A 15,825-nucleotide genomic window follows, 5' to 3' on the forward strand; every position below is an offset into this window, starting at 1 on the left:
CAGAGCCCGAAAGGCACACACGCGATGAAACCCGTCGACCCGCGGCTGCTGCGCCACGCGCGTGCCACCCGGCTCTTTCTCGCCGCCTCGGTGGCCCTGGGCACGATCGGCGCGGGGCTGCTCGTGGTCCAGGCCGCGGTCATCGCCGAGGTGGTGGTGGGGGCCTTCGAAGACGGCCGGGACCTTACTTCTCTGCAAGGCCCACTGCTCCTGCTGGCCGCCGCCTCTCGTCCGGTCGGGCCGCGGTCGCCTGGCTCACCCTTGTACGGATGACCGTCACCGGGCGCATACGCACTCGCCTCGCCCTGGCGGTCGTGCTCGGCGCGCTCGCCCTCGGGTGTGCCGTCGCACTCATGGGCACGTCGGGCTGGCTGATCTCGCGCGCCTCCCAGCAGCCGCCGGTGCTGCACCTGATGGTCGCGGTGACCTGCGTACGGGCCTTCGGCATCGGACGCAGCGTCCTGCGCTACGCCGAGCGGCTGGTGGCCCACGACGCCGTACTGCGCGGTCTCGGCACCCTGCGAACCGCCGTGTACGGACGACTGGAGCGGCTGGCTCCGTCCGGACTGCGCCTGTATCGGAAGGGGGATCTGCTGTCCCGGTTCGTCACCGACGTCGACTCCGTGCAGGACCACCTCCTGCGCTTCCGCCTCCCGGCCGCGGCGGCGGCCCTGGTGGGAACGGCGGCCGCGGCACTGCTGGGCGCGGTGCTGCCCGCCGCCGGAATCGTGCTCGCCACCGGACTGCTGCTCGCAGGCGTGGGCGTTCCCCTGCTGACCGCGACCACCTCTCGCCGTACCGAACGCCGCCAGGCACCGGCTCGCGGCGAACTGGCGACCACCGTCCTGGACGCGTTGTCCGGTACCGCCGAGCTCACGGTGACCGGCGCACTGCCCCGGCAACTGGCCGCCGTACGAGCCTCGGACCGCCGCATGACCCGGATCGCCGCCCGCTCGGCCGCCACCGCGGGGCTCGGCTCCGGGCTTGTGGCGCTGCTCGCCGGGCTCACGACCACCGCCTGCGCGGCCGTGGGCGTCCAGGCGGTGGCCGCCGGCCGACTGGACGGGGTTCTGCTCGCGGTACTGATCCTCACCCCGCTCGCCGCGTTCGAGGCGGTGTCGGGACTCCCTGCCGCCGCCCAGGTACGGCAGCGCAGCCGCCGAGCCGCGGAACGGGTCGTCGACGTCATCGACGCTCCCGTCCCGGTCCGCGAACCCGAGCACCCGGCCCCGCTCCCCCAGCCGTCTCTGCCCCTTCGACTGCGCGGGCTGACCGCCGTCTGGCCCGGCCGCCGCGAGCCGGCGCTCAGCGGCATCGACCTGGACCTCTCCCCCGGGCGCCGGATCGCGGTCGTCGGACCGAGCGGCTCCGGCAAGACCACCCTCGCCCACGTCCTGCTCCGCTTCCTCGACCCCGCGGCGGGCACCTACACGCTCGCCGGGACCGACGCGACGTGCTTGGCCGGACACGACGTACGACGTGTCGTGGGCCTGTGCGCCCAGGACGCGCACCTCTTCGACAGCATCCTCCGCGAGAACCTCCGTCTGGCCCGCCCCGAGTGCACCGACGCCGATCTGTGGACGGCGCTCGCCGCGGCCCGCCTCGACTCCTGGGTACGGGACCTGCCCGCCGGCCTCGACACCCCGGTCGGCGAGCACGGCGCCCGCCTCTCCGGAGGTCAGCGCCAACGCCTCTCCCTGGCCCGCGCGTTGCTCGCCGACTTCCCGGTCCTCGTACTCGACGAACCCGCCGAACACCTTGACCTGCCCACAGCCGACGCACTCACGACCGACCTCCTCGCGGCCACGCGGGGACGCGCCACCGTGCTGATCACCCACCGGCTGGCGGGACTTGAGGACGTCGAGGAGATCGTCGTCCTCGACCACGGCCGCGTGGTCCAGCGCGGCACCTGGGCCCAACTCATGGCCGTACCAGGCCCGTTGCGGCGAACGGCCGAGCAGGAGCAGGCAGCCGAGCCGGCGCGAGCTGCCGCTTGAGTGCTCCATCGAACACGACAACGGCCCGGCCGAACCACGCCGCCGTAGCTCTCCTTCAACGGCTCGATCTCGACGCCCTCGCGGTCGAGCGTCGGCACCACGATGCGGAAGTCGTTCGTCAGCTCCTCGATGATGTCGGCCTCAGGCATCGCCAGGAGCTTCTCGGCGTCCCACGCGTCGACCGCCCGGGTGATCTTTTTCGATTCTGTTCCGCAGATAGTCGCGAAGGTGCCCGTGGTTGAACAGGCTGCCGTTCCTGTGCATCCCTCAAGTCTGAGGCATGGCACTGACATTGGGCCGAACATCCCGAGCACGCGATGCCGAGGTCGTACCGGCTCTCGCCTGGTGCAGCGGTCCCGCGGTAGGAGTCCATCCTCGGCCGAACGAGGAAGGCGTGTGAGGGGCCGTCGGCCTCGGCCGTGCCGGAGAGCAGTCTCTGTCACACCGTGATCCGGACCCACCCTGGTGAGGACAAAGCCGCACCGGGACCCGGCCGTTCAGAACGCGGTCAGACCCCGCTCGCGGAACTGCTCCCGGACCCGCCGGACCAGTTCGGGCCCCGGGCTCGGGGTGTCGCGAAGTGGGAAGGGCAGGCCGAGGGCGTCGTATTTCGCGGCGCCGAGTTTGTGGAACGGCAGGACCTCCACGCGGTCGACGTTTCCGAGGCCGGCCAGGAAGCGGGCGAGGCCGTCGACGGCTTCCGGGGTGTCGGTCCAGCCGGGTACCAGGACGTAGCGGATCCACATCCGGCTGCCGAGGCGGTTCAGGCGCGTGGCGAAGTTCAGGGTTGGCGCGAGTTCGCCGCCAGTCAGTTTCCGGTAGGTGCGGACATCGAAGGACTTGATGTCCAGGAGGACCAGGTCGGTGTCGGCGAGGAGTTCGTCGGTGGCGCGGGCGCCCAGGAAGCCGGAAGTGTCGAGAGCGGTGTGCAGTCCGGCCTCCTTGCAGCGGCGCAGGACCGAGGCGGTGAAGGCGGGCTGGAGCAGCGGCTCGCCGCCCGTGATGGTCACCCCTCCACCTGCGGTGTTGATGAAGGCCCGGTACTTCTCGATCTCCGCCATCACCTCGTCGGCCGTGGCCTGGCGCCCGTCGCGCATGTGCCAGGTGTCCGGGTTGGCGCAGTACAGGCAGCGCAGTGGGCAGCCGTTGACGAAGAGCACGAACCGGGTCCCGGGACCGTCCACTCCCGTGGACAGGTCCCAGGAGTGGACCCGGCCCGTCACCGGCTCGACTGTCGTGCTCACAGTGATCCGTGGAAGGTGCGGCTGATCACGTCGAGCTGCTGCTCGCGGGTCAGGCGGACGAAGTTGACGGCGTACCCGGAGACCCGAATCGTCAACTCCGGGTACTTCTCCGGGTGTTCCATGGCGTCCTCCAGGGTCGCCCGGTCCAGGACATTCACGTTCATGTGGAAGCCGCCGGAAGCCATGTAGGCGTCGAGGATGCCGACCAGGTGGCCCGGCCGCTCGTCCGGGTTGTGCCCCAGACCCTCGGGGGTGATCGTCGTGGTCAGCGAGATGCCGTCCCGGGCCTCCTCGTACGGCAGCTTGGCGACCGAGAGGGCGGAGGCGGCCACCCCGTGCCGGTCCCGGCCGTTCATCGGGTTGGCGCCGGGCGCGAAGGGCTCTCCGGCACGGCGGCCGTCGGGGGTGTTGCCGGTGTGCTTGCCGTAGACCACGTTGGAGGTGATGGTCAGCACCGACTGGGTGTGCTCGGCGTCCCGGTAGGTGGGGTGGCGGCGGACCTTGGACATGAAGGACTTCACGAGGTCGGCCGCGATGGAGTCGACGCGGTCGTCGTTGTTGCCGTACGCGGGGAACTCGCCCTCGGTCTCGTAGTCGACGGCCAGCCCGGTGTCGTCCCGGATCACCTTCACGCGCGCGTGCTTGACGGCGGAGAGGCTGTCGGCGGCCACCGAGAGTCCGGCGATGCCGCAGGCCATGTAGCGGTACACCGGGTGGTTGTGCAGCGCCATCTCGATGCGCTCGTACGCGTACTTGTCGTGCATGAAGTGGATGACGTTGAGCGTGTTGACGTACGTGGCCGCCAGCCAGTCCAGCATGCGGTCGTACGCGGCCGACAGCTCCCCGTACTCCAGGTACTCGCCGGTCAGGGCGGGCGCTTCGGGCGCGATCTGCTCACCGGTCACCTCGTCCCGGCCGCCGTTGATCGCGTACAGCAGGGCCTTGGCCAGGTTCACCCGCGCGCCGAAGAACTGCATCTGCCGACCTACCGTCATCGCCGACACACAGCAGGCGATCGCGGTGTCGTCGCCGGTGCGTGGCCGCATCAGGTCGTCGGACTCGTACTGCACGGCGCTGGTGTCGATGGACACCTGAGCGCAGAACTCCTTGAAGCCGGAGGGCAGTTGAGGCGACCACAGCACGGTCAGGTTGGGCTCCGGGGCCGGGCCGAGGTTGTAGAGGGTCTGCAGGAAGCGGAAGGAGGTGCGGGTGACCAGCGTGCGCCCGTCGCCTCCGATGCCGCCGATGGACTCGGTCACCCAGGTCGGGTCGCCGGAGAACAGCGCGTCGTACTCCGGGGTGCGCAGGAACCGTACGATCCGCAGCTTGATCACGAAGTCGTCGATCAGTTCCTGGGCCCGGGTCTCGTCGAGGGTGCCCTCGTCGAGATCCCGCTGCACGTAGACGTCCAGGAACGTGGAGGTGCGGCCCAGCGACATCGCGGCGCCGTTCTGCTCCTTCACGGCGGCCAGGAAGCCGAGGTAGAGCCACTGGACGGCCTCGTGGGCAGTGGCGGCGGGGCGGGAGACGTCGCAGCCGTACGAGGCCGCCATCCGGGTCAGCTCACCCAACGCCCGTATCTGCTCGGCCAGTTCCTCGCGATCCCTGATGACATCCGGGCTGGAGGGCCGCGCGTCCAGCAGGGCACGCTCGGCCCGCTTGGACTCGATGAGCCGGTCGGTGCCGTACAGCGCGACCCGCCGGTAGTCGCCGATGATCCGGCCGCGGCCGTAGGCGTCCGGCAGGCCGGTGATGATCCCGGCCTTGCGGGCGGCGCGCATCTCGGGGGTGTAGGCGTCGAAGACGCCGTCGTTGTGGGTCTTGCGGTAGGTGCCGAAGACGCGCTTGACGAAGGGGTCGGCCTGGTAGCCGTACGCCTTCAGACTGCTCTCGACCATGCGCAACCCGCCGTTGGGCATGATCGCCCGCCGCAGCGGGGCATCCGTCTGCAGGCCGACGATCAGCTCCCGGTCTCGGTCGATGAAGCCCGGCCGGTGCGAGGTGATGGTGGACGGATTGCCCGGGTCGACGTCAAAGATTCCCTTGCGGCGCTCCTCGGGGAAGTGCGCGCTGACCTTGCGCCAGACCGTGAGGGTGCGCTCGGTCGGACCGACCAGGAACGCCGAGTCACCCTCGTACGGCGTGTAGTTGGCCTGGATGAAGTCACGCACGTCGATGCGGTCGCGCCAGCGTGTGCCGGCGAAGCCTCGCCATGCCTCGGCCCTTCGGCTGCCAGCTGTCACGGTTATGGTCATCCCCGGATGTCCTCTCCCTGTTCGCATGCGTGCGTCTCTCACTGCAGATACTTGTCCTCCGCCGGGTTTGCGGGCAGTGCCGGACAGGGCCTGTGAACGGTGCCGTCCGTCCCCGGGCCATGGGGCCGTTCGGCCCCCGGCCCCGCCCTGACGGACTTCAGCCGACGGTCAGGTCAGGGCGCACAAGGGTTCCCGACCTCCCGTGAACGATCTCGTACGCCGCGTCGAGGGCACCGATCGCGGCCAGACCGCCGGTGCGTTCGACGAATCGTGCGGCGGCCTCCGTCTTGGGGCCCATGGAGCCGTTGGGATAGCCTCCGCGGCGCAGGTCGTCGGGGGTTGCGTCGAGGACGGGCTGCTGGTGCTGGGTGCCGTAGTCGGCGTAGACATTCGGGACGTCGGTGAGGATGAGCAGGAAGTCGGCCTTGAGTTCCTCGGCGAGCAGAGCTGCCGTGAGGTCCTTGTCGACGACCGCCTCGACACCGGTCAGTGCGCCGGTGTCGTGGTCGGCGGTGACGGGGACGCCCCCGCCGCCGGCGCAGATGACCAGCACGCCGCAGGTGAGCAGGTCGTGGATGGTCTCGGTCTCCACGATCCCCTCGGGCGCGGGAGAGGCGACGACCTGGTGCCACCCGGTGGCGTCCTTGGCGATGTGCCAGCCGCGCCTTCGCGCCAGGGAGCGGGCGACGTCCCGAGGGTAGAGGGGGCCGACGCGCTTCGTGGGTCGCGCGAAGGCCGGATCGTCGGCCCGTACCAGGGTGTGGGTGACCAGTGCGGCGATCTTGTGGCCGGGCAGCGTGTCGTGCAGGGCGCGGACCAGCAGCGAGCCGATCAGCCCCTCTGTCTGGGCACCCAGGAGGTCCAGCGGACAGGGGGCGGTCAGGATCGGGTCGGCCGCGCTCTCCATGGCGAGCAGGCCGATCTGCGGCTCGTTGCCATGGGTGAGGACGATCTCATGTTCGAGGGCGAGGCCGGCGACGGCGGTGGCCACCCGGTCGATGTTCGCCTGCTGCACGGCTGCGTCAGGGCGATCACCCCGGCGCAGCAGGGCGTTGCCGCCGAGGGCGATGACGATGCGCACGGTTCGGTCCTCCAGGGTGGCGACCAGCACGGCCTTGATGATGTGCAACCGGTTCTCCGCCTGGTCGAAGACGGTGTAGGTGGGCGAGGGAATGAACTCGTTGGTGACCTCCGGTCCGTCGAGGCCATAGGTGTCGACCAGTTCCCGGTCCAGGCCGGTGCGGTGGTCGTGAGCGCCAACAGGTGGAGGGCGCCGACGGAAGCACCTTGGGAGTCGCTTCAGGCGTGCGGTACCACGGCAACAGGGCAGCTGACATGGTGCAGCGCCGCGTGTGTCACGGGGCCAATGTGAGTGCCAAGGCGGCCGTCCCGTGTGCGGCGCCCCACCACGACGAGGGAAGCTCCGGACGAGGCGCGCACCAGTGCCGTGGCCGCCCTGCCTTCGGAGACGGTCTCGGTCACGGAGATCCCGGGGAACTTCACGCACCACGGCCGCAGCGTCGCGATGACGGCGCGTTCCTGTGCCGCGAGGAACTCCGGCCCGGACCCGGTTACCGCGCGCAGGTCGGCGCCGTCGGCCGACGGAACGCTGAAGGCGTGGATCACGTGCAGTGCGGCGCCGTAGCGGCGGGCGGCCTCGAAAGCGAACTCGATCAGCTCATCGCAGGGGCGCCGGGTGTCCAGCCCGAGAACGACATCGCGGTACGGGATCTCGGGGATCTCCTCCGGCGAGACACCGTCCGGGGCCGGAAGGTGCTCGTCGGCGGCGGTCTCACCCGCACGGACAAGCACCACGGGGCGCTCGGACCTGGCGACGACCCGCTGGGACACAGAGCCGACCAGGAACCCCGCGACACCGCTGAGCCCGCGGGAGCCGAGCACCGTCAGCTCCGCCTCCTCGGCCGCCGCGAGCAGGGCGTCGACCGCGGAGCCGGACACCAACTGGTCGACGATCCGCAGCCCGGGGTACGCAGCGCGGACGCTCATGACCGCCTGGTTCAGGGTCCGCTCGGCCCAATCGCCCTCGCTCGCGTCCGCCGGTACGGAGGAGGCCGGGCGAGGGTGCCACGTCCACGCGTGCACCAGCCTCAACAAGGCCCCGCGACGCAGGGCTTCCCGAGCCGCCCAGTGCGCGGCCGCGAGACTCTCGGTGGAACCGTCAACTCCCGCGGTGACCTGCTGAAGCATGCTGCCTACCTCCTCCGTCCGAGCCTGTTTTGCACTTCTGGTTCGAAGCGTCGTGCAGGAACGGCCTTGTGCGCAGAGGCCGTACAGGCCCTTCCTGGACCCATTCGGCCCCAACTCCAGCCCCGCTAAGGGCTCGCACGCGTGCCGGAACCCACTTCGCCAAGGGGGCTCGGATGTCCGGACCAACGCCACCATGGGTTCCCAGCGCGACAACAACGCTCCGCGCTGCTGTGGCTCAGTGCCGGACCGCGGTCCGAACGGGTCGACGGGACGCCTCGGTCATCCGCGTGGCCGTCGGCCGACGACGAATGTGGCGCCGCTGTACCCGTAGCGCGAGCGAAGCGAGATGGGGGTCCCCCCGGCCGAAGGCTGGGGGAGCGTCGAGCGCGGCGCTGAGCACGAAGGTGACCGCCATAGAGATCACCAGGAGGACGGCGAACAGCCTCCAGAACTCCGGGGTCAGTGACGTACCCACGATGAACACCCCCTTCCAGCGGGTTGTCTCCCGACTTCATCGAACCGCAGGGCCCGTTCCGGCTCAGCGGGTCCAAGGGCTCACACGGGGTGCCGGGAGGCCCGGCCATAGGGCCGGGTGGCCCATGGCCCAGGAGGGGGCACGAGGCCACGCTGGACATGGCAGGTTCGTACGCCCTGATCGGAGGCACGTCATGAACGCTCCCGCGACGGCCGGCATGCTGCGGGCGCTGCCCGCCGAGCACCGGCAACGGCTGATGCGCTTCGCCCGGGAGGTGTCGTTCCCCCAGGGCACCCGTCTCTTCGAGGAGGGCCGCCGCGCCGACCGGTTCTGGATCATCCGTACCGGCAGCGTCGCCCTCGACATGCGCGTGCCCGGCCGCCGCGCCGCCGTCATCGAGACCCTCGGACACAACGAACTCATCGGCTGGTCCTGGCTGTTCGCCCCACACACCTGGCACCTGGGCGCCGAGGCAACCACCCCGGTGCGCGCCTACGAGTTCGACGCCACCATGATCCGCTCGATGTGCAAGGACGACCCCGCGCTCGGCGCGAGCGTCGCCCAGTGGGTGGGCGACGTCCTCGCCCACCGCCTGCGCTCGGCCCGCACCCGGCTGCTGGACCTGTACGCCCCCTATGGCAGCGGCAACCTCCTGTGACCGCGTCGCAGGAACCGACCCCCCAGGGAGGCATGATGCACGGCAGCCCGCACATCGTGAGCGATGTCATGAGTGAGACCGTCGCCGCCATCGGCCGCGAGGCCGCCTTCAAGGAGATCGTGCGGATGATGCAGGACTGGAAGGTCAGCGCCCTGCCCGTCCTGGAAGGTGAGGGCCGGGTCGTCGGGGTGGTGTCCGAGGCCGACCTGCTGCCCAAGGAGGAGTTCCGCGACAGCGACCCCGACCGGCACACCCAGCTGCGCCGCCTCTCCGACCTGGCGAAGGCAGGCGCGGTGACCGCCGGAGAGCTGATGACCTCACCGGCCCTCACCGTCCACGCCGACGCGACGCTCGCCCAGGCCGCCCGGACCATGGCACACGCCAAGGTCAAACGGCTCCCGGTGGTCGACGACGTCGGCATGCTGCAGGGCATCGTCAGCCGCGCCGACCTGCTGAAGGTGTTCCTGCGCGACGACGAGGACATCGCGGAGGAGGTACGCCGGGAAGTGGTGTCGTACCTCTTCCCCGCGCCGACGTCAGCCGTACGCGTGGCGGTGCGGGACGGGGTCGTGACGCTCAGCGGCCGCATCCGGGACACGTCTTTGGTGCCCGTGGCCGCACGTCTGGTCCGGGCCGTCGAGGGCGTCGTGAACGTGGAGTTCAACCTCGCCGAGCACGGCGGTTCCTCCGAGTCGGCCACTGCCCCGTCAGGCCACGGCAAGAGCGAGAACGCGTCGCTGTCATGACCCACCGCGAGTGAACGAGCCTCAGGAGATCGCCTCCAGAGACAATCAGAGCCACGGCGGGGGAACAGCCGAACCCGAGGCGGACCGCAGGAACGCGTGATGCACACCTGCGGCCGGGCCTCAGCTGGTCTTGCGCCCCCACTGCGGCCGGCTCCGGTCCCACTCCTCGCCCACAGCTCGGTGGCCCGGCGCTCGATCCGCCCACAGCTCGGTGGCCCGGCGCTCGATCCGCAGACGGATCACGTGCCCGCCCGCGAGGATCACCAGCCCCCACCAAAGCCCCCCGTGCCGGTCAGCACCACACGCGCCGCCGCCGCCGAGCCGATCAGTGCGGACACCAACTGCTCGCATCCGTCCGTCCACACCGACACCGCGGTGCCGACCTTCACGCTCGCGCTGTCCGACGTGACCGAGGCACGCCCCTTCACGCGGCAGAGTCCGAATCCGTAGCGGATACGGGCCGCCGTCCTCGCCCGCCGCGAACGTCCCAGGTCAGATACTCCCGCGAAATGAAGTCGGGCCGTTCGGAACCGGATAGGGCCGTACGGCCCCTCCTGCGGCCACTGGCGTGGGCGCCACGCTGGCATCTGCTCACGACAAGCCCCGCCGCCCCGTCGGCGTAGGGCGGGGAGGAGTTCCCGATGCGCTCTGCGGTTCTCGCTGTCCCGGCCCTGGAGGACCTGGTCTCCGCGGCCGTGTCCGCCCCCTCGATCCATAACACACAGCCCTGGCGGTTCCGGCTGGACCCGGACACCGTCACACTGGAGATCCGTGCCGCGGCGGATCGCGGGCTGCGCCACATCGATCCGACCGGGCGCGCCCTGCACCTCTCCGTGGGCTGCGCGGTGCTCAATCTCCGGGTGGCGGTGGCTCACTTCGGCAGGGAGCCGGTGACCCGGCTGCTGCCCCGGCCCGACGAGCCGGACCTGCTCGCGGCCATGCGATTCGGCGGCACCACCGCCTCCTCCTCCACACCACACCTGTACGACGCTCTGTGGCGTCGGCACAGCAGCCGCTTCCCGTACTCAGAGCGACCGCTGCCCACCGCCGTCCTGGCAGAGCTCGCCGAGGCTGCACACGCCGAAGGCGCCCTGTTGAGTCGTCCCGGTCCGGCCGAGACCGACCGCCTGCTGCAGCTCACCCGCGAGGCTGAGCATCGCAACACGGCCGACCCCGACCGGGCCGCGGAGAGCCGCCGCTGGGTGCACGAACCGAACGGTGCGGCCCTCGGTATGCCGCCCGGGACGCTGGGACCGCAGGACTTCCGGGACCGGGTCCCCATGCGGGACTTCGGCGCCCACCGGCACCCGGCCGTGCTGGCCGCCCGCCCCTTCGAGACGTGGCCCTCCCTTATGGTGCTCTCCACGGGGCACGACCGGCGGGCCGACTGGCTGCGCGCCGGCCAGGCGCTCGAACGCGTCCTGCTGGTGGCCACCGCGCACGGCGTACGGGCATCCCTGCTGCATCAGGCACTGGAGTGGCCGGACCTGCGCGACCAACTCGGACAGGGCCCTGGCGACCGGCGCGCTCACGCCCAGATGGTGCTCCGCCTCGGGTACGGGCCGGAGGGACCGCCTTCCCCGCGCAGGACAGCGGAACAGGCACTGGCCGAGGAACCACTGTCAGCCGCACGCTGAGCGCCGGAAGCGGTGCTTGAGTGACCCCCGTCACAGTGGCCCGCAGTGAGCACGCCGAGTTGGGAGGCCGAGGATGCGCCGCCACCGTGCGGGGGTCCGCGGAGGTCAGTACCGGGTGATCCAAGCCCTGGACGCCTGCCCGCTCGTCGTCTGCAACGAACTCTTCCTGTCCGAGACCGCCCGGCACGCTGACGCCGTGGGCCGCACGGCCGACCCGGTGGCGGCCGGACCGGTGCTGCAGGCCCGCAACTGCGTGCCAGGACGCGCACGGCGGCCACGACCAGCACCGCGACGACCGGGACGAGGACACTTCCCCAAGCTCTTCGAGCAGATTGCCTCGCTGGCCGGAGCGCTGATCCTGACGAGCATCGTCTACGACATCGCCCCGACGGCGCCGCCTGCGCGGCGGAAGGTCCGGGGCTACGTGCTGTGCGAGGACGGGCGAGCGTACCGCCTGTTCCACGAGGATCCGCACGAAGTCGGTCCGCGGGTGCAATGCCTCGGCGTCCTCCCCGGATTCATGCCTCCGCACCGACGCGCGTGCGCAGATTGTGGAACTGGCGGGTCTGCATGATCAGATGCGCGGGTTCCCAGAACAGCACGTCCATGGACCGGGTGAGGAGCCGCGGGCGGCTGTGGGCCCGCGCGCGGACGATGAGCCGGGTTCTTCCGCCGGACTCCGGCCGGAGGTGGAAGCCCCAGATCGAGTCGATGTACGCCGTGGGCAGCCGGCCGTACCGCTCGTCGAAGGGGCGCCCCGACGGGAGCTGGACCTGTGAGCGCAGCACCAGTGTCCGCTCCGGTTCCAGGGCCGCGACGGTGAACCAGGCGTCGCCGCTCGGCAGGGAGTCCAGGTGCTGGCCCTGCTCCAGGCGCTGCCACTCGGGGACGATGCGTTGCGCGCTCGGGCGTCCGCCGTTGTCCAGGCGGTCCCAGCTGTACCAGCCGCCGCGGTTGCAGCCCATCTGCTGCAGCCAGGGCCAGACTTCTTCGGGCGGCGCCGGCAGGGTCGTGGCCATGGTCGAGGAGCCGTGGGCCTCGGGGATGAGGTCATCGCCGGGGAAGCCGCGTTCAGCTTCGTCGCGCTCGGTGCCCCAGGTCAGCACCCGCGGCCGCAGAAAGACGCCGTACAGCGCCAGCGCAGCGGCCGCCACGCCGAAAGGACGTCGCCGGGCCCTGGACCGGTGCTCGCTCATGTCTTCAGCGTCGCAGCTCCATTTCAGTGCCACCACAGGAACTCGCAACCGCCAGCGCCAGAGCCCGGCCCCATCAGGGACCGGCGGCCCCGCACCACGGCAATTCCTCGGGTGTCCGACGCCCCGATCGTCTCCCGCGACGCTGTCGCCGATACCAGTGAGGCCTCATCAACCGGCTCCTCGACCTCACCAAAGCGTCGCCGCCCGCTTCGCCCGCTTCCCACGAAGCCGACCGCCGTCGTGCCCCCCAGGCCGCTGCCCTGATCCCGTACCGCCGCTTGACGTGGACCGATACGGTGGCACGTGTCCGGATCGGTCGGGCGGTGGGTATGCCGAGGGGACCTGGAGGATCGCCGGTGGGAAGCCCCAAAGGGAGCGGGGACGCCCGCGTACGGCTGCCCCAGCTGAGGCTGGACGAGTTGCTGGAGGAGCTTCAGGCGCGCCTGGACGCGGCCCGCGGTAACCCGTGACCACGTACACAGCCTGCTGGAGGCCGTGCTCTCAGTCGGCCGCGAGCTGGATCTCGAGCAGGCGCTGCGCAGCATCGTGCAGGCAGCGGCCCTGCTGGTGGACGCGGAGTACGCCGCCCTGGGCGTGATCGGACCGGACGGCAAGCGGCTGTCGGAATTCCTCACGGTCGGGGTCAAGGAGGAGCAGATCGCCCGGATCGGTCCCTTCCCCGAGGGCCATGGCATCCTCGGGGAGCTGATCCGGCACCCTGAGCCGCTGCGGTTGCCAAAGATTTCCGAGCATTCTTCCTCGTACGGCTTCCCGCCCCGCCACCCGCCGATGAACACCTTTCTCGGCGTCCCGATCCGGGTGCGGGATCAGGTCTTCGGCAATCTGTATCTGACCGAGAAACGGGGTGGGGCGCAGTTCGATGAAGACGACGAGTCGGTGCTGTCGACTCTGGCCGTGGCGGCTGGCGTGGCGATCGACAACGCCCGACTCTACGAGGAGTCCCGGCTGCGTGAGCGCTGGCTTCAGGCGAGCGCGGAGATCACCCACAGCCTGATGTCAGGCAGCGAACGCAGCGAGGTGCTCGGGCTGATCGCCGAACGGGCCAGGGAGATCACGGGCGCCGCCCTCGCAGTGGTCGCCGTGCCGATGGAGGGCACCGACTCGCTCACGGTGGAGCTGGCCATCGGACAGGGAGCCGAAGGGCACCGCGGGCTGGTCCTGCCCGTCGACGACAGCCTGATCGGCCGGGCCTTCTCCGACGCCGCCCCGGTCACCAACCCGGACGTCTCCCACGACGAGCGCAGCGAAAGCGGGGCGCCCCCGGCCGGAGGCGGGGGGGCTGGTCTCGTCGGGTCCGCCGCCCTTCACCGGCCTCGGCCCGGCCGTGGCCGTGCCCATCAGCAGCGTAGACGGCGTACGAGGCGTGGTTCTGTTGGTCCGCGCGGCGGATCGGACGGTGTTCACCGAGAAGGAGACCGAACCGCTGCAGGGCTTCGCCGCCCAAGCCGCGGTCGCGATGGAACTGGCAGAACACCGCAGGGACGCCGAAAAGATCGCGCTCCTGCAGGACCGTGACCGGATCGCCCGTGACCTCCACGACCTGGCGATCCAGCGGCTGTTCGCCACCGGCATGACGCTGCAGAGCGCGGGGCGCTTCATCGAGCACCCGCAGGCCTCGGAGCGGGTGCTCCAGGCCGTGGACGACCTGGACGAGACCATCAAGATCATCAGGTCGACGATCTTCGGGCTGCGCTCGCGTGAGGACGCCGTGGGACAGGGCCTGCGGGCCCAGATCGTCCGCGCGGCCGGAGAGGCCGCCCCAGTGCTGGGTTTCGCGCCCAGCCTGCGCATGGAAGGGTTGCTGGACACGCAGGTCCCCAAGGAGACCGCCGACCACGTGATGGCCGTCCTCACCGAGGCCCTGACCAACATCGCCCGGCACGCACACTCCGAGCGGGCCGAGATCGTAGTGGAGAACGACGGCGACGAGCTGCGCCTCACCGTCTCCGACAACGGCATCGATATCCCGTCCGAGGGTCGCCGCAGCGGCCTGCGCAACATGGCCGACCGGGCTGAGCAGTTGGGCGGCACGCTGGAGGTGGCCAGCCCTCCCGGCGGCGGCGCACGGCTGGTGTGGCGGGTGCCGGTGGGCGAGGGGTAAGGAGCCCTGTGCCTCTCCCTGGCCACCTGCGCCGGATGCCTGGCGCGTGGCCGGAAGCTCGGGGCCCCGGACCGGCCCGCCGCGCGAGCCGCGCGGCATGCCTGCGGCAGGCGCCGGTGACGGTAGTTCAGCAGCGACCGTGAGACCTCCGGGAAGTGCAGGTTGAGATACGGCAGCACGAACAGCTCGTCCCAGAAGACGTGGCCCCGGTACGCCTCACCGTGCAGACCACGGGCCGGCACACCCACGTCCAGCTCCGCGGTGTGCGGTGAGAGCGTCTGCAGCACATGGAACAGATACAGACGCAGCACACGACCCGCCTCGCCGGGGACCTGGACGTCCGCCCGCCGCCACAACCGCTGCCACGCCGCCACGTGGGAGTCCAGGAGCTCCGAGAAATCCCCGGCAGCGGTCACCCGGTCCAGCACCGCTCCGACCGGGTCACTGATCGCCAGGTCATGTGAGGTGTGCAGGGCCGCGGTCTTCTCGACCACGGCGGGCCGGCCCGGGGCTATCGGGATCACCAGTCGGTGTACGGCGCGGTGGCTGTACGGGCGAAGCTCGGACGACGCGGGCCGCTGTCCCGTGACGACCGTACGCGCCGCCATGCTGATCGCGATGTCGGAGCTGCTGGTCCGGCAACGCAGCCACGTCGTATCGTTCCCCGCCTCTCCCGTCCGCACCTGGGTCAGGTGGTTCCGGTTGAGGGACCGGTAGCGGTGGACGTTGTTGTTGGTCACGTCGCCGTCGAGGACGGACTCGACCTCGACCTCGCCCGACCACTCCTCGGACGTGAAAACGGTTCGGAGCGCGGCCAGGTGCGGATCCGCCATGTGCACCAGGCGGACCTGTTCCACGCTCAGCACGCCGGCCGCCTCGTCGTCCCAGTACCGGAACGTGCGCGTCAACGTGGCACGGCGGAGATCCAATGTGTGCCGGTAGTCGAACAATCGCCGCGCGTCGGGAGAGAACCACGGGCCCACCGATCCGTCGGCGGAACGAAGACGGAACCGCAGGAGCAGCCAGTTGGGGAGGTTCACCAGGTCCTCGTTCACCACCCGTCGCCCCGCCACAGCGGATTCCAGGCGGTTGTAGATCCCGGCGGCGTAGGTGGCCGGGTAATGCACCAGGCCCGCCCTGCTCTCGGGCACAGCACCGCGGGTGGCGAAGCAGCCGTTGCCGAGCGTGCACAACGATTCGCGCAACCGCTCGGCGGCGGGGTCGTATCCCTCGTATTCCCAGGTCCACTCCGACATCCGTCGCCCTCGCCTTCTCCCGTCACGAGAT

At 70.7% G+C, this 15,825-nt stretch carries 11 protein-coding genes and 4 pseudogenes; 7 read left to right on the forward strand and 8 right to left on the reverse strand.

The annotated features are described in order from the left end of the window. Positions 1-24 precede the first annotated feature (24 nt). Complete coding sequence (locus tag OHT21_RS03125) at positions 25-273, forward strand: hypothetical protein (RefSeq protein ID WP_328766643.1); 249 nt, start codon at positions 25-27, stop codon at positions 271-273. A 2-nt stretch (positions 274-275) separates the two neighbouring features. Further along, positions 276-1,997, forward strand: a pseudogene (cydC, locus tag OHT21_RS03130) (thiol reductant ABC exporter subunit CydC); the annotation flags it as partial. A gap of 497 nt (positions 1,998-2,494) precedes the next feature. Here the strand turns inward: cydC and pflA are convergent. From pflA to OHT21_RS03160, 6 genes and pseudogenes are all read right to left on the reverse strand, one after another. After that, the gene (gene pflA / locus OHT21_RS03135) at positions 2,495-3,241 is read right to left on the reverse strand and encodes a pyruvate formate-lyase-activating protein (RefSeq protein WP_328766644.1); all 747 of its coding nucleotides are present in this window, start codon (positions 3,239-3,241) and stop codon (positions 2,495-2,497) included. Further along, positions 3,238-5,496, reverse strand: coding sequence for a formate C-acetyltransferase (gene pflB / locus OHT21_RS03140; RefSeq protein WP_328766645.1), 2,259 nt, complete (start codon positions 5,494-5,496; stop codon positions 3,238-3,240). Before pflB ends, pflA begins: the two co-directional genes overlap by 4 nt. Positions 5,497-5,653: 157 nt before the next feature. Then, entirely contained in the window at positions 5,654-6,577 is a 924-nt protein-coding gene (locus tag OHT21_RS03145) for a carbamate kinase (RefSeq protein WP_328773942.1), read from the reverse strand. Between the two features lie 6 nt (positions 6,578-6,583). Further along, positions 6,584-6,748 (reverse strand): annotated as a pseudogene (locus OHT21_RS03150) (ornithine carbamoyltransferase); the annotation flags it as partial. Between the two features lie 47 nt (positions 6,749-6,795). Continuing rightward, the gene (locus OHT21_RS03155) at positions 6,796-7,704 is read right to left on the reverse strand and encodes a universal stress protein (protein WP_328766646.1); all 909 of its coding nucleotides are present in this window, start codon (positions 7,702-7,704) and stop codon (positions 6,796-6,798) included. A gap of 235 nt (positions 7,705-7,939) precedes the next feature. Beyond that, positions 7,940-8,179: a hypothetical protein gene (locus OHT21_RS03160; RefSeq protein WP_328766647.1), complete on the reverse strand. Its 240-nt coding sequence runs from the start codon at positions 8,177-8,179 to the stop codon at positions 7,940-7,942. 193 nt (positions 8,180-8,372) lie between these two features. Between OHT21_RS03160 and OHT21_RS03165 the strand changes: the two genes are divergently transcribed. The 4 genes from OHT21_RS03165 to OHT21_RS03180 all read left to right on the forward strand — a co-directional run bounded on the left by OHT21_RS03165 (position 8,373) and on the right by OHT21_RS03180 (position 11,220). Further along, positions 8,373-8,837 (forward strand): Crp/Fnr family transcriptional regulator, encoded by a 465-nt coding sequence (locus tag OHT21_RS03165; protein WP_328766648.1) that lies wholly within the window; start codon positions 8,373-8,375, stop codon positions 8,835-8,837. 35 nt (positions 8,838-8,872) lie between these two features. Then, positions 8,873-9,583, forward strand: coding sequence for a CBS domain-containing protein (locus OHT21_RS03170; protein WP_328773943.1), 711 nt, complete (start codon positions 8,873-8,875; stop codon positions 9,581-9,583). A gap of 285 nt (positions 9,584-9,868) precedes the next feature. Continuing rightward, positions 9,869-10,033 carry a hypothetical protein gene (locus tag OHT21_RS03175; RefSeq protein ID WP_328766650.1) on the forward strand — a complete coding sequence of 55 codons (165 nt, stop codon included), beginning with the start codon at positions 9,869-9,871 and terminating at the stop codon, positions 10,031-10,033. Positions 10,034-10,224: 191 nt separating this feature from the next. Continuing rightward, positions 10,225-11,220: an Acg family FMN-binding oxidoreductase gene (locus OHT21_RS03180; protein ID WP_328766651.1), complete on the forward strand. Its 996-nt coding sequence runs from the start codon at positions 10,225-10,227 to the stop codon at positions 11,218-11,220. 518 nt (positions 11,221-11,738) lie between these two features. Here the strand turns inward: OHT21_RS03180 and OHT21_RS03185 are convergent. Beyond that, a complete protein-coding gene (locus OHT21_RS03185) occupies positions 11,739-12,416 on the reverse strand; it encodes a hypothetical protein (RefSeq protein WP_328766653.1) in 678 nt (225 codons plus the stop codon). Positions 12,417-12,745: 329 nt separating this feature from the next. On the opposite strand from OHT21_RS03185, the pseudogene OHT21_RS03190 reads away from it, so the two are divergent. Then, positions 12,746-14,538: pseudogene (locus OHT21_RS03190) on the forward strand (sensor histidine kinase). Positions 14,539-14,600: 62 nt separating this feature from the next. On the opposite strand, the pseudogene OHT21_RS03195 reads toward OHT21_RS03190, so the two are convergent. After that, positions 14,601-15,794, reverse strand: a pseudogene (locus OHT21_RS03195) (glycoside hydrolase family 65 protein); the annotation flags it as partial. Between the last annotated feature and the right edge of the window lie 31 nt (positions 15,795-15,825).

This window comes from Streptomyces sp. NBC_00286 (assembly GCF_036173125.1).
In the GTDB taxonomy this organism is placed as follows: domain Bacteria; phylum Actinomycetota; class Actinomycetes; order Streptomycetales; family Streptomycetaceae; genus Streptomyces.

What these genes read in the sequence shown, in the direction of transcription:
- OHT21_RS03185 (WP_328766653.1), bottom strand. Translation starts at nt 12,416, where the DNA reads ATGAGCGAGCACCGGTCCAGGGCCCGGCGACGTCCTTTCGGCGTGGCG.
- OHT21_RS03155 (WP_328766646.1), bottom strand. Translation starts at nt 7,704, where the DNA reads ATGCTTCAGCAGGTCACCGCGGGAGTTGACGGTTCCACCGAGAGTCTC.
- OHT21_RS03180 (WP_328766651.1), top strand. Translation starts at nt 10,225, where the DNA reads ATGCGCTCTGCGGTTCTCGCTGTCCCGGCCCTGGAGGACCTGGTCTCC.
- OHT21_RS03125 (WP_328766643.1), top strand. Translation starts at nt 25, where the DNA reads ATGAAACCCGTCGACCCGCGGCTGCTGCGCCACGCGCGTGCCACCCGG.
- OHT21_RS03170 (WP_328773943.1), top strand. Translation starts at nt 8,873, where the DNA reads ATGCACGGCAGCCCGCACATCGTGAGCGATGTCATGAGTGAGACCGTC.
- OHT21_RS03165 (WP_328766648.1), top strand. Translation starts at nt 8,373, where the DNA reads ATGAACGCTCCCGCGACGGCCGGCATGCTGCGGGCGCTGCCCGCCGAG.
- pflB (WP_328766645.1), bottom strand. Translation starts at nt 5,496, where the DNA reads ATGACCATAACCGTGACAGCTGGCAGCCGAAGGGCCGAGGCATGGCGA.